Annotated in this window: 14 protein-coding genes; 8 read left to right on the forward strand and 6 right to left on the reverse strand. The window is 32.2% G+C overall.

Annotated elements, in window-relative coordinates; translation table 11 throughout:
- Nucleotides 1-84: 84 nt before the first annotated feature.
- Nucleotides 85-714, forward strand: coding sequence for a response regulator transcription factor (locus tag B0A75_RS14120; RefSeq protein WP_026730588.1), 630 nt, complete (start codon nt 85-87; stop codon nt 712-714).
- A gap of 86 nt (nt 715-800) precedes the next feature.
- On the opposite strand, the gene dnaG is transcribed toward B0A75_RS14120, so the two are convergent.
- The 5 genes from dnaG to B0A75_RS14145 all read right to left on the reverse strand — a co-directional run bounded on the left by dnaG (nt 801) and on the right by B0A75_RS14145 (nt 6,588).
- Complete coding sequence (gene dnaG, locus B0A75_RS14125; RefSeq protein ID WP_089054925.1) at nt 801-2,870, reverse strand: DNA primase; 2,070 nt, start codon at nt 2,868-2,870, stop codon at nt 801-803.
- 129 nt (nt 2,871-2,999) lie between these two features.
- Nucleotides 3,000-4,049 carry a hypothetical protein gene (locus tag B0A75_RS14130; protein WP_089054926.1) on the reverse strand — a complete coding sequence of 350 codons (1,050 nt, stop codon included), beginning with the start codon at nt 4,047-4,049 and terminating at the stop codon, nt 3,000-3,002.
- A gap of 83 nt (nt 4,050-4,132) precedes the next feature.
- Entirely contained in the window at nt 4,133-4,873 is a 741-nt protein-coding gene (locus tag B0A75_RS14135; RefSeq protein ID WP_089054927.1) for a hypothetical protein, read from the reverse strand.
- Nucleotides 4,860-5,420 (reverse strand): RNA polymerase sigma factor, encoded by a 561-nt coding sequence (locus B0A75_RS14140; protein ID WP_089054928.1) that lies wholly within the window; start codon nt 5,418-5,420, stop codon nt 4,860-4,862. The genes B0A75_RS14135 and B0A75_RS14140 overlap by 14 nt, the downstream gene beginning before the upstream one ends.
- A 190-nt stretch (nt 5,421-5,610) precedes the next feature.
- The gene (locus B0A75_RS14145) at nt 5,611-6,588 is read right to left on the reverse strand and encodes a polyprenyl synthetase family protein (RefSeq protein ID WP_089054929.1); all 978 of its coding nucleotides are present in this window, start codon (nt 6,586-6,588) and stop codon (nt 5,611-5,613) included.
- Nucleotides 6,589-6,745: 157 nt separating this feature from the next.
- Between B0A75_RS14145 and B0A75_RS14150 the strand changes: the two genes are divergently transcribed.
- Nucleotides 6,746-7,606: a hypothetical protein gene (locus B0A75_RS14150; RefSeq protein ID WP_089054930.1), complete on the forward strand. Its 861-nt coding sequence runs from the start codon at nt 6,746-6,748 to the stop codon at nt 7,604-7,606.
- A gap of 82 nt (nt 7,607-7,688) precedes the next feature.
- On the opposite strand, the gene rlmN is transcribed toward B0A75_RS14150, so the two are convergent.
- Nucleotides 7,689-8,732: a 23S rRNA (adenine(2503)-C(2))-methyltransferase RlmN gene (gene rlmN / locus B0A75_RS14155; protein WP_089054931.1), complete on the reverse strand. Its 1,044-nt coding sequence runs from the start codon at nt 8,730-8,732 to the stop codon at nt 7,689-7,691.
- Nucleotides 8,733-9,092: 360 nt separating this feature from the next.
- On the opposite strand from rlmN, the gene B0A75_RS14160 reads away from it, so the two are divergent.
- From B0A75_RS14160 to B0A75_RS14185, 6 genes are all read left to right on the forward strand, one after another.
- On the forward strand, nt 9,093-9,656 hold the full coding sequence (locus B0A75_RS14160; RefSeq protein ID WP_089054932.1) for a YceI family protein: 564 nt from the start codon (nt 9,093-9,095) through the stop codon (nt 9,654-9,656).
- Between the two features lie 320 nt (nt 9,657-9,976).
- Nucleotides 9,977-10,546 carry a YceI family protein gene (locus B0A75_RS14165; protein ID WP_089054933.1) on the forward strand — a complete coding sequence of 190 codons (570 nt, stop codon included), beginning with the start codon at nt 9,977-9,979 and terminating at the stop codon, nt 10,544-10,546.
- A gap of 5 nt (nt 10,547-10,551) precedes the next feature.
- Nucleotides 10,552-12,003, forward strand: a complete 1,452-nt coding sequence (locus B0A75_RS14170) for a hypothetical protein (RefSeq protein WP_089054934.1) — start codon at nt 10,552-10,554, stop codon at nt 12,001-12,003.
- A gap of 11 nt (nt 12,004-12,014) precedes the next feature.
- A complete protein-coding gene (locus B0A75_RS14175) occupies nt 12,015-12,566 on the forward strand; it encodes a hypothetical protein (RefSeq protein ID WP_089054935.1) in 552 nt (183 codons plus the stop codon).
- 182 nt (nt 12,567-12,748) lie between these two features.
- Nucleotides 12,749-13,114: a hypothetical protein gene (locus B0A75_RS14180; protein WP_089054936.1), complete on the forward strand. Its 366-nt coding sequence runs from the start codon at nt 12,749-12,751 to the stop codon at nt 13,112-13,114.
- 112 nt (nt 13,115-13,226) lie between these two features.
- Nucleotides 13,227-13,868 carry an O-methyltransferase gene (locus B0A75_RS14185; RefSeq protein ID WP_089054937.1) on the forward strand — a complete coding sequence of 214 codons (642 nt, stop codon included), beginning with the start codon at nt 13,227-13,229 and terminating at the stop codon, nt 13,866-13,868.
- The last annotated feature ends 258 nt before the right edge of the window (nt 13,869-14,126 follow it).

Genomic DNA, 14,126 nt, shown 5'->3' on the forward strand with positions numbered 1-14,126 from the left:
ACATTCATCTGCAATTAATTACAGAATTTATTTATTAATTTTACAGTTCCAAAAACATGAACAATTCTAAAAAAGGTAAAAATTATGATTAAAGTATGTCTTGCAGACAATCATCCTGTGACTCACTTTGGCGTTAAGTCTTATTTTAAAGACCACGATCAAATTTCAATTGTTGCCAATGTAGGCAATTTTTCAATGGTTAGAGATATCCTTCAGACGAAGGAAATTGACATTTTAATTCTAGATTTAGAGTTAGAAGGTCTTTCTAGCATCTTCGAAGTGAAATCAATCTTGAAAAATTTCCCAAAAACAAAAATTGTAATTTTCAGTGACTTAGCTGAGCAAATGTATGCTCCAAATGCTATTAAAGCTGGAGTATCTGGGTATGTACACAAAACAGAAAAACTTGAAACTTTAGGTCTTTCTATTATTAAAGTACACGAAGGAAAAATTATTATCAACGAAACTGTACGTAAAAACATGGCACTTATTGCGAAACAAAGCAAAAGCGAACGTTTGTACAGAAAACTTTCTAATCGTGAAATCGAGGTTTTACGTTACTTAAGTGATGGTAAGAAAAACAATGAAATCTCTAAAATCTTAAATCTGAACGAAAAAACGATCAGTACTTACAAATTAAGATTATTGACAAAATTGAATGTTACTAATTTAGTTGACTTAGTAAACAAAGCTAAGACTTTAGAAATTATTTAATTTAAAGGCATCTGATTTTGCTTTGGTAAAATCATAAACCTAAAAAAAAGCTCTATAGTGTTTAACATTATAGAGCTTTTTGATTTTTATTGATGATAAGGAACTACTACTCTTCCTAATTTTCGAGAAAAATTATTTAATAATTTAGAATAATCTATAACCATAGACAACAATTCTGAATTATCGTCTTGCGGATCTGTCAGGAGCGAGTTTTTTAAATCGTGAATGATTTTTGAAACCAAATACCATCGCAAAGAAAATATCGTATCAGAAACATTTTGCTCAATAGTTTCATTTTTATGCTTCGGAAAAATATTCTGTCCTTCCCAGTTATGAACGGTTAATCTTTCGTCTTCCATTAAAATATTGGTTACTTCCTGCGCAAATTCTGGCTGTAAGTGCATCAAATATTTATCTAAACTAAAAGTCTCATTTTGATTGTAAAAATCAATTAACCCTGCAAAAATATTTTGAAACAATACATTTGAAAGTTCTACCTCATCTTCCTGCAGACTTAAATAGATTTTTTCATATACTTTGTATTTTCGCTTTTCACTGACTTCTTTTACAACTCCTTCTTCATCAGCTTTTAAAAATACATCTTCAAAATCCTCTAGAACACTTCCGTAAAGCAATAATATTTCAATAATTTTCCTTTCAAAACCGTATAAAATATCTACTTTCTCTGCTTGCTCTTGAGGATAACTTGGTTCACCTGGATAATAATCATCTGGCGGTCCTGTTCTTGGGTCTTCTGGATCTCCTCCTGAAAAACTTGTATTTTTTGGAGGTTGGTTTCTAAAAACTTCAAAAGGTTTTTGTTCCTGTTTTTGCTTTTTAGCCACTTCTGCCAAATCTTTTTGAATCAACTGTGCCAAAGTACTCACCAAAACCTGCTCAGAAATCTCCATAATTCTGGCACATTCCTGAATATAAACTTCACGCTGAATACGATCTGGTATTTTAGAAATACTGGTCACCATATCCCGAATCAGATCGGCTTTTTTAATTGGATCGTTTTTAGCTTCGTTCATCAAAATCGAAGCTTTAAACTGTATAAAATCTTTACTATTGTTTTCTAAATAGGCAACTAAATCGTCATGCGAATTTTTTCGCGCAAAACTATCGGGATCTTCTCCATCAGGAAAAGAACAAACTCTTACATTCATCCCCTCTTCCAGAATCAAATCGATTCCTCGAATAGAGGCACGCAAACCTGCAGCATCACCATCAAAAAGCACTGTAATATTTCGAGTCAGACGATTAATCAATCGAATCTGGTCTGGCGTTAAAGCAGTTCCAGACGAAGCCACAACATTCTCAATTCCGGCCTGACTAAACTGGATAACATCGGTATAACCTTCAACTAAATAACAGTTATTTTGTTTCGCTATAGATTGTTTGGCATGATAAATTCCGTAAAGCACTTTACTTTTATGGTAAATATCACTTTCTGGTGAATTTAGATATTTTGCGGCTTTTTTATCATTGGTTAAAATACGCCCTCCAAAACCTAAAACTCGCCCCGACATACTTTGAATTGGAAACATTACACGCCCTTTGAATCGGTCAAAAGGACGATCTTCTCTCGCAATGGTTAAACCTGTGCTTTCTAAAAATTCCAATTTATATCCTTTTCCTAATGCTTCTTTAGTCAAAGCATCCCAAGTTTCTGGAGAATATCCTAAATCGAATTTTTTAATGGTTTCATTGGTAAAACCTCGTTCTTTAAAATAGGAAAGCCCTATCGCTTTTCCTTCTTCAGAATTTATTAAAACATCTTGAAAGTACTTAGCTGCAAATTCAGAAACCAAATACATACTCTCACGAACATCTGTCATCGCTTTTTCAGCATCTGTCTGTTCGGTTTCTTCGATCTCAATATTATATTTTCTGGCTAAATACCGAATGGCTTCTGGATAAGTAAACTGAGAATGCTCCATTAGGAATTTTACAGAATTCCCTCCTTTTCCTGTACTGAAATCTTTCCAAATTCCTTTTGCAGGCGACACCATAAACGATGGAGAACGCTCATCTGAGAAAGGACTCAGACCTTTGAAATTACTTCCTGCACGTTTTAAATTGACAAAATCACCAATAACCTCCTCAACGCGAGCAGTTTCAAAAACAGTATCTATTGTATTTTGTGAAATCAAAACTTAAATTATTTTTAAAAATGAGAGCTTGTAAAAGTACATAAATCCTACTTGAATTTTTAGAATTTTCGAGCAAAAAAAAGCGTTTCTTTCGAAACGCTTTTCCTTTCAACTAAACTTAATTTTATACTAATTAAAATCAAAACGAATACCTAACGAAACATTATTTTCGTCAACTGTATTATTTTTAAACAAAGGATTCAAATCGTATTTTAAGTACAAACTTATTTCCTTGTAACCTACGTAAGAACTCAGTCCGTAAATAAAATTGTTTACATTATAATCTCCTTTTGTTTTTTGTGTTGTTTTATAGTCGTTTTCTTCAAATTTTAAAATCTGTTTCGATTTTACATTGATTCCAGCATATCCGCCAAATCCTGCGCGAAAACCTTTATGGGTTCTATAATAGGTTTTCCCACCTGAATGACCATCTTTTGAAAAATCGAATTCTAAATGAACTGGAGCTACTAAATACACATTTCTAAAACGAGATTCTTTTAAATTTATCGGGTTTGTAACTAAATTTGTTTGATCGCCATTTACGACAAAACTGCGATTATCTGACGGACGAAGATTGTTATACATTAACGAAAGTCCATACTTTGCATGCAATAAATTATTGTCTTTTAATATTCTTGAATTAAACGTAAGTCCCCATTCGTAAAAATGAGACCCAATAAAATCATAATTTGAATCTTGAAGCTTACCATCGACCATTGTACTATTTAAACCGGCAGCAAATACAAATTGCGAAGTGGTTCTTTTTTCGCCTCGAATTGAATCTTTGGTTTTTTTATTATTCCAGTCATTCTTATTCCAGTAAATAACAATCTTGCCTTTCTTTGTTGAATCCTGTTCTTTCAGTTTCCCATCTACTTTTTGCTGAACCAAATCATTGAGTTCATTTTGCGCCAAAGTCACTTTTTCTTCAATAATTACGGCTCTGGCTTCTGCCAATTCTTTTTTGCGCTTGTCTGCCTGTTCTTGTGTAATTTTCCCTTCAGACAATTGTACATTTACAGCTTCAACTTCTTCTTTCAGTTTTTCTTTTTCCTCTTTGGTAACTTTTTCTATTTGATTTGCAATTTTCTTTGCTTTTGATTCGAAAGTTTCCTGACCAAAAACTTTACTGACAAATAAGAAAATTAGAACTACTAGATAAATGGTAAAATTTTTCATGATTGATTTTTTAATTTGATTGTTGATTGTTGATTGATGACGATTCTTTAATTCTGAATTATTAATTGTTAATGGTAAACTCTTTATTCTTTTTGATTTCGGTTTGCCAAAGCCACTTTAACCGATTGATAATTTTTATTGACTTTTGTCACTACCTTTTCTCTAAAGGAAAGCTCCAATTCGCCATCGACCTGATTAAGCAAATCAGCAGCATTTACTTTTACTTTTGATTTTGGCTTAGCCGAATTTTCTGCTAAAATTGTTTTTTCTGCCGAATCTAATAATTGATCTACGCTCTCTTTTTTTGTAGTATCAGCAATTGCAGTTTGATTTGTTTTTGATTGTTTTTCTTGATTGTTTTTGATGATGATTGAAGACTCCGCTACTTGATTTGATTTATTTTTATTTGATTTTTGACTCGAAACCTCTAAATATTTATCTTTTAGTATTTCTTTTTTCTCAAGAGATTCTTTTTCTGAAACTACAACTTCCTGCTTTACTGAATCTATTGCATTTAAAACTGGCTGAACAATTGGATCTTTCTCAACATTCTCTTCTATTACAACATTATTTTTTGGAGTTTCGACTAAAGCTTCCTTTTGATTAAAAAAGAAAGTTCCAACTAGTAAAAACCCGACGATACTTGCAGCTATGAAAAGCCATTTTCTTTTTGAATCTTTTTTTGAGCGAGGTAAAACTGTTGTTTTCTCTTCTTCAGCGACACTCAGCATTGCATCCAATCGATCCCAAGCTTTATTACTTGGCTCAATTTTGCGGTGATTTAATTTGTCACGGAAATCCTTTTCAAAATTATTCGGTGCCATTATCTTGTTTTTTTAAAATAGTAATTTGTGTTTGCAGCATTTTTCTAGCGTGCGATAATTGCGATTTTGATGTTCCTTCATTAATTCCTAACATCTTGGCAATTTCATTGTGTTTATAACCTTCAATTGCATATAAATTGAAAACCATTTTATAGCCATCGGGCAAAGCATCAATTAAAAACTGAATCTGATCTACGGTAAACTGGCTGTCAATTGCGTTGAAACTTTCTTCAACAAAAAATTCATCTTCGGCAAATTTTACTTTTTTCTGAACTCTTAAATACGAAATGCATTCGTTAACCATAATTCTGCGAATCCAACCTTCAAAACTTCCTTTATTTTCAAATTTGTTTAAATTGGTAAACACTTTCATAAAGGCCGTTATCATTACATCTTCTGCCAGCTGAATATCTTTTATATATTGACGGCAGACACTTAGCATTTTTGAAGAAAACCTGCTGTAAATCTGTTGTTGTGCCTGCCGATTATTTTCGACTGCCAACTTTATGATTTCGTTTTCTTCTTGATGTAACGGAATAATTTTCATTAATAAGCTTTCGGTTTTTGGTTTTAGAAACAGTCTTCTATTAGCATAGACGATTGTCGATTTGAAATGGTTGCATCAGACATAAAAAAATTCAATAAAAAAATTAAAAATTCCAACACATGCAGAACAAGCAACTGATTTACAACAAAGTAAACCAATTACCTAATTAACAAATTTTCTAATTATCTAATTATTTTTTTCTTTCAATAACGTAGTTTACCATTAAAGTAAGCGCTGCTTTGAAATCAGAATCAGGGTAATTCTCTAAAAGTGAAAGTGCTTCTTGCTGAAATTGCACCATTTTATTTTCGGCATAAGCCAAACCATTATTATTTTTTACAAAGGCAATAACTTCTTTTACGCGTTTTTTGTCTTTGTTGTGGTTTTTGATGGAGTTTATCAGCCACTTTTTTTCTTGCGGAGTACAAGTATTTAAAACATGAATTAAAGGCAAAGTCATTTTTTGCTCTTTAATATCAATTCCTGTTGGTTTACCGATTGCTTCTTCACTGTAATCAAACAAGTCGTCTTTGATTTGAAAAGCCATTCCGATAAGCTCTCCAAATTTTCGCATATTCTCAACCTGAACATCATCTTCGATTACAGATTTTGCACCAAGCGCACAACAAGCTGCTATAAGAGTAGCAGTCTTTTTTCGGATAATTTCGTAATAAACATCTTCAGTAATATCGAGTCTGCGGGCTTTTTCTATTTGAAGTAATTCACCTTCGCTCATTTCGCGAACGGCAACAGAAATAATTCGAAGTAAATCAAAATCTCCGTTATCAATAGAAAGCAGCAAACCTTTTGAAAGTAAATAATCTCCAACTAGAACAGCAATTTTGTTTTTCCAAAGTGCATTGATCGAGAAAAATCCGCGACGGCGATTACTATCGTCTACAACGTCATCATGAACCAAAGTTGCCGTATGAATTAATTCAATTACCGAAGCTCCTCTATACGTTCTCTCGTTTACAATACCTCCAGAGACCATTTTTGCGGTTAAAAACACAAACATTGGACGCATTTGCTTACCTTTACGGTTTACAATGTAATAGGTAATTCTGTTCAGTAACGCCACCTTTGAAGTCATCGATTCATGAAACTTTTTTTCAAAAAGTTCCATTTCGTTAAAAATGGGCAGTTTTATTTGTGAGGTAATATTCATTTCGATTCCAAATATACTATTTTAAATAAAAAAACGTTGTGTATTTTATGTTAGTATATCAACATTTTTCTCTACCCGCCTAAAAAAAACACCAAAAACACATTCTAGTTAAAGCCTAATTTGTATTCATTAATTAAAATCAAGAAAACTATTTATTATGAAAACAAAATTTTTATTTATTGGAACATTAGTCGCTTTATCTTTTTTTATCAGCTGTAATTCTGATGAAAAAACAAATGACGGATCATCTGACGCAATTACAAATACTGAAATAGTTACAAATTCTAAAATTGATGCCTCGATTGAAGATGTAACTGCTATTGCCGAAGATCAATTTACTGCACAGCAAAATTTAACTGCAAAACCAAGCGGACCGGTAAAAAATTTCCTTCCGAGCTGTGCTACTATTACAACGGCATTAACTAATAACACCTGGACAATTACTGTTGATTTTGGTGTAGAAGGCTGTACTCTGGAAAACGGAAATACGGTGAAAGGAAAAATGGTTATCTCTTTCTCTAATGATTTTTCAGCGTCAACTCAAACCATTAGTTATACTTTTGATGGATTTTATCACAATGGCAAAAAACTTCAAGGAAGCAAAAGCATAGTTCGATCTGTAAAATCAACAGATTTACTTGCCGAAGCACATCCGGTTTCAACAGCTGCAATAGATATGACTATTACTTTTGATGATGGAAGTGTTTACACCAGAAAAGGCACTTTAATTAAAGAAATGACTGCTGGTTATAAAACTTGGTCTGATTGGGAAGACAATGTTTATGTAATAACTGGAAGCAGTACAACTACTTTCCCAAATGGAGATACTTTTTCGGCAGAAATTACAACCCCTCTAGAATTTAAAGCTTCATGCAAAACCCCATTCCCTGTAAAAGGTATTGTTTCAATAACTAAAAATGATGCAAAAGCAATTATTGATTATGGCAACGGGGACTGTGATACACTTGCTAAAGTAACAAAAGATGGAGTAACGGAAGAAATCGATTTGAAAAAATAAGAATCCTTTTTGCCCAGAAAAAAAGCATTAAAAACAAGACTCTTTTTGTTTTTAATGCTTTTTTTATATTTTAAGATAAATTCTATCCTTCTTTGTTTGCCAATTGACCGCAGGCAGCATCGATATCTTTTCCGCGGCTGCGACGAACTTTTACCACAACTCCAATGTTTTCTAAAGCTTTAATATAAGCTAAAATTGACTCTTCTGAAGCTTGTTGAAACTCTCCGTCATCAATTGGGTTATATTCTATTAAATTGACCTTACAAGGCACATATTTGCAAAATTTAACCAATGCATCAATAGAAGCTTTGTCATCGTTAATTCCTTTCCAAACCACATATTCATACGAAATTTTACTTTTTGTCTTTCTGTACCAATATTCCAGTGCTTCTCGCAAGTCTTTTAAAGGAAAGTTTTTACTGAAAGGCATAATTTTAGCTCGGGTTTCATCTATTGCTGAGTGCAATGAAACTGCTAATTTGAATTTCACTTCATCATCTGCCATCTTTTTAATCATCTTTGGAATTCCAGATGTCGAAAGCATAATACGTTTTGGAGACATTCCTAAACCTTCAGGCGACGTAACCATATCTATTGCTTTAATGACATTATTATAATTCATTAATGGCTCTCCCATTCCCATAAAAACAATATTCGAAAGCGGATGATTGTGATATAAACGACTTTCTTTATCAATTGCCATGATTTGATCGTAAATCTCTCCCGGCTCAAGATTTCGCATTCTCTTTAATCTCGCAGTAGCACAAAAGTTACAATCTAAACTGCAGCCAACTTGGCTGGATACACAGGCGGTGGTTCTAGTTTCTGTAGGAATCAAAACAGACTCAACAACAAGTCCGTCATGAAGTCTAACCGCATTTTTTACAGTACCATCTGTACTGCGCTGCATTGTATCTACTTTAATGTGGTTGATTACAAAATTGTCTTCAAGCATAGATCGTGTTGCTTTGGCAACATTTGTCATATCTTCAAAACTATGAGCTCCTTTGCTCCATAACCATTCATAGACTTGATTTCCGCGAAAAGCTTTGTCATTATTTGCGACAAAAAAATCTCGTAATTGCTCTTTTGATAAGGCTCGTATGTCTTTTTTCTCCATTTGCATGCTGCAAAGTTAATCACTTTTGTCCTTTTTTTTGATTTTTAAACACATTCTTAATTAAATCGAAAAAAACATCTAAAATAAAAAGAGTTTCATACCTCTCTTAAAAACACAAATAATTCACTAAGATACAAATACTTACTATTTCAAACATTTTCCTAAAAACCTATAATTAAGTTCAATTTGTCTCTCTATTCTTTACTATAACAATTTATATCACTTTTGCCCTGATTTTTATCATTCTATTTTTTGCGGATGCCTGATAATTTTGACCTAAGAAATTCAAGGAAAGCTTTAAACTCTTTAACCACTGCAAATGTTTTAAGCTTTCTAAGTTAAAAGATCAACCTAAAATTCTCAAAAATGAAAACAATTAAATCAATTTTATTTACAGTGATTTTTACAACAATCTCATTACAATTAAGCGCACAAAAAAACTATTCTGTAGTAGAAGCAAAATCAACTTTTGAAGTCGCAGGAACTTCTACCGTACACGATTGGGTTATGAGATCTACAGAAGGAACTGGTATTGCCAATTTAACGGTTAAGGAATCTAAACTAGCTGGCATAAACAGTTTATCTATTTCAATACTAGCTGAAAGCTTAAAAAGCAGTAAAACCAGCATGGACAGAGTGGCATATGAAGCCTTAGATACAGAAAAAAACAAAAACATTGAATATGTTTTAAAATCTGCAGAAAAAATAAACGAAACAACTTGGATTCTAACAGGAACCTATACCATTGCTGGTGTCAGTAAAGAATATCAAACTCAAGTAAAAATAACTGCCAATAACGGCACTTTTATGCTGCAAGGCTCCAACCAAATTACTTTTGGCGATTTTGAAATGGCACCTCCAAAGGCAGCTCTTGGAGTTGTAAAAACAGGAAAAGATTTAACTGTGATTTTCAATATTATTTTAAGCTGAAACAAATTTCGTTTGATAAATATAACTTTCCTTCTAATACAGAAATAACCATTCAATCCAAAAATCATTAGGTCAGACTTCAACAACTGCTGATTTAACAAAAATTCAAATTCTTTTTTAATAACAATACTGATTTTGAAAAAAATGAAAACGTTGTAGTTATTAAATACCAATTTAATAAAATTTTAACAATGATTTTTATCATGTCTCATACTAATTTATAGGGAGATCTTTGATACAAGTTAAAAACAACATTCTTAATACTAGTATAGAAAACGGCCGACTGATTAACTTATTTTTTACACTAAAAACATGACAAAATGAAAAGCAACAAAATAAAATTATTTGCATTTGTAATTATACTCTTTGGAGTTACCACATTTGCTTCAGCACAAAAATCATACACATTAGATACTAAATCAACTTTTGCTGTTGCAGGTACTTCAACTCTTCATGATTGGGAAATGAAATCAGGTTCAGGGACTGGAACGGCAACTTTAACAATTGCCAATTCAAAACTAACAGATATTGAAGCGTTGTCTGTAACTCTATTAGCAGAGAGCATTAAAAGTGAGAAAAAAAGCATGGACAAGGTTGCTTATACAACTTTAAAAACGGATAAAAACAAAAACATTAAATATGTTTTAAAATCTGCAGAAAAAGTAAATGAAACCACTTGGGAATTGACTGGAACGTATACCATTGCTGGAGTAAGTAAAGTTTATAAAACTACGGTTAAAACAACTATTACGAAAGATGGATTAAACATGCAGGGATCAAACAAAATCACTTTTGCTGATTTTGGAATGAAATCTCCAACTGCAATGCTTGGAACCATTAAAACGGGACAAGATTTAACAATAAAATTCAATTTAAACTTTAATTTATAAACGCCATGAAGAAAATTTATATACTCGCAATAACATTAGTCAGCACATTTGCTGTTAATGCACAGGTAAGTTTTGGAAACATGCAAAACCAAATTTCTAGAGGGAAAGATGGTATTAATGTTTTCGACGTACAGAAAGACACTAGAGAGTTTAAAGGTCTTAGTATTGACCTTGGTGGTGCTTTTAACATGGATTTCCAAGCAACAAATTCATTTAACAATCAACCTGCCAGCACTACAACTACGACTAATACAGCTACCGGAACTACTGTTAGATCAATTACTGGATATCGCTTAATGAATAATGAAAACAATTTTACTCTTCCTGCTGCTGATATGTATATTGGTGCTCAATTGTTTGATGGAGTAAGAGTAAATTTAGATGTTTATTTAGCTTCAAGACACCACAATGATTCTTATGTAAAAGGTGGATACTTACAAATTGACAAGTTAGACTTCATCAAAAAAGACTTTTTAGCTGATGTAATGAAATATGCTACAATTAAAATTGGGCAGATGGAGAACAATTTTGGTGATGCTCACTTCAGAGGTTCTGATAATGGTAATACAATCAGAAATGCATTTGTTGGAAACAACATTATGTATTCTTTCACTACAGAAATGGGTATGGAGGTTTACTATAACAGAAAAGGATTGGTTAGTATGTTAGGTGTTACAAATGGTAATTTAAATCAAAGTAATGAAGAAGTTTTTTACCCTGCTGGACCAAACGCTAATACAACGCACAGCCCTTCAATCTTAGCTAAACTTGGTTATGATAAACAGCTTAATAAAGATTTAAGAGTAAGACTAACGGGTTCTTATTATCATAATGCAAATCTTGGTAACGCAAACATATATTCTGCTAATAGATCAGGATTTGGTTACTGGGGTATATTGAATAATAATCCTTATAAAAACACCATTACTAAAACCGATGCAAATGGTACTGTTATTTCTACGACTACTACTGATGTTGCTAGTAGTTTCAGTAAAACATCTACTCCAGAAGCAACGTTCAATCCTAATTTCAAAAATTGGGCTACGACATACATGATTAATCCTTTTGTAAAATATAAAGGCCTTGAATTCTTTGGAACAATCGAATTAGCTTCAGGAGGTGATAAAGCTGGTACTGACGACAAGCGTACAGCTAATCAATATGCTTCAGAACTTATTTACAGATTTGGAGAAACTGAACAATTCTACATCGGAGGAAAATACAATACCGTATCTGGAAAACTATCTAATGCTGATGCTAAAAAGGTTAGTGTAGATAAATTTGAAGCAAGTGCTGGTTGGTTTATGACTAAAAACATTTTAGCTAAATTAAACTACGTTAATCAAAAATATAAAGATTATTCACAATTTACAGGAGATCCCGCTACTGGAAATCTGAACAACTTTTATGGCGGTAAATTTGAAGGTTTAGTATTCGAAGCTGTAATTGCATTCTAAATATAACAAAAATGCTTAATAGATTTGTTTTTTTAATACTGGGTTTAGTAATTTTCTTTTTCTTTGGAAGTGCTAAACCCACTTTTTTAGCAGATGATACAACTTTAGTAATAAATAAAATTAAAATAGAAATTACAGGATTATCATCTGTTGGCAAGTACAACTGTTCGAATACTTTTTCTATAAAAGATACAGTTTACTTAAACTCAAACAAAAAAAACACTTTTAATACCGCTATCAAAATGACAAACTTTGATTGCGGCAATAAAATAATGACAAAAGATTTACAAGGAACTGTTAAGGCTAAAATATTCCCTAACAGTACTGTTTGCCTTACCGATATAAAACCTAATGGTAAAAATTATAAATGCAACCTGAACTTTTTTATCACTAATAAAACACTAAAATATAAAGACTTTGTTTTATACAATGCTGATGATAAAATTCAGGGCACACTTTCTTTAAAATTCTCTGATCTTGAATTAGAACCTCCAGTAAAAATGGCTGGGCTTATAAAAGTTAAAGATGATATTGTGATAAACTTTAGTTTGTACAAAAACTAACTCGCAATTGTCATTAAAAAAAATTGCATCGGCTGATCAAAATTTAAAAATTTGGCACGAGAATTGTCTTGCACTCAAAAGAAAATATAATCTTACAAAGCGCGCAATCATTTTAAAATTTGTATTTTTATTATTCCACTTTATGACGTTTTAAAATTTTTAACCTAAAAAGACAATTTATTATGAAAAAACAAATTTTAACTTTAGCTGTAATTGCATTATTAACATTCGCGGTACAATCATGCGAAAAGAAAGAGCCAAAACCGGCAGAAGATGAATTAACTCTTGGAAACAAAGTTGACTCTTTAACAACTGATATTAAAGAAGTAAAAGACAGCGCTGTTACTAAAACAGAAAAAGCGGCTGAAGATGTAAAAGATGCTACTAAAAAAGCTGCCGACGATGTTGAAACTGCTGCTAAAAAAACAGCTGCTGATGTAAAAGATGCCACTAAAAAAGGTGCTGAAAAAGTAGAAAATGCTGCTAAAGCTGCTAAAGACGGAACTGTAAAAACAGCTAAAGAAGTAAATGACGCTTTGAAAAAATAATTTTCATCTCGAAATTAATATTGAAACCATTCGTTTACACGAATGGTTTTTTTATGCAAAATAGTAAGCAGATATTTTTTGTATTTTTGCTTTAAATTAGAACAAACACAAGATGCATTTTATTTCACAAGATCTAGAAGATTATATCGAACAACATTCTGAAAACGAACCAGAATTACTGGCGAAACTCAATAAAGAAACGTATCAGAAAATACTTTTACCGCGAATGCTGAGCGGGCATTTTCAAGGCCGTGTTTTGAGTATGCTCTCTAAATTGATCCGTCCGGTTAATATTCTTGAAATTGGAACTTACACGGGGTATGCCGCTTTATGCTTGTGCGAAGGAATGCAGGAAAACGGACAATTGCATACTATTGATATTAAAGAAGAATTAATTGATTTTCAGCGTAAATATTTTGATGCATCTCCTTGGGGAAACCAAATTTTTCAGCATTTAGGAGAAGCAATTGATATTATTCCCACTTTAGATGTAAAGTTTGATTTAGTTTTTATTGATGCTGATAAAGAAAACTATCTTAATTACTGGGAAATGATAGTACCAAAAATGAATAAAGGCGGTATTATTTTATCAGATAATGTTTTATGGAGCGGTAAAGTACTAGAACCCGTTCATCCTAATGATGTGAGTACAAAAGTGCTTTTAGAATATAATCTACACTTAAAAAATGATCCAAGAGTAGAAACGGTTTTACTACCAATTCGTGATGGATTGACGGTTTCGAGAGTATTGTAGATTTTTTAGCTTCTAAGATTCTGAGGTGCTTAGGTACTAAGGGTTTTAAACCTAAAATTATATTATTACTGAATTGCCTCTAGCTTTAGCTGGAGATATATAGAGTTTAAAAGTAAAAAAGGCTTTAGCCAAAATACTGCTGAGTATTTGGCTAAAGCCTTTTTATTTTTCTCCATAAAAAAACCTCCAGTTAAAACCGGAGGCAATTTATAAAATCTATATTAAAACCCTTAGTACCTAAGCACCTCAGAATCTTAG

This window comes from Flavobacterium oncorhynchi (assembly GCF_002217355.1).
In the GTDB taxonomy this organism is placed as follows: domain Bacteria; phylum Bacteroidota; class Bacteroidia; order Flavobacteriales; family Flavobacteriaceae; genus Flavobacterium; species Flavobacterium oncorhynchi.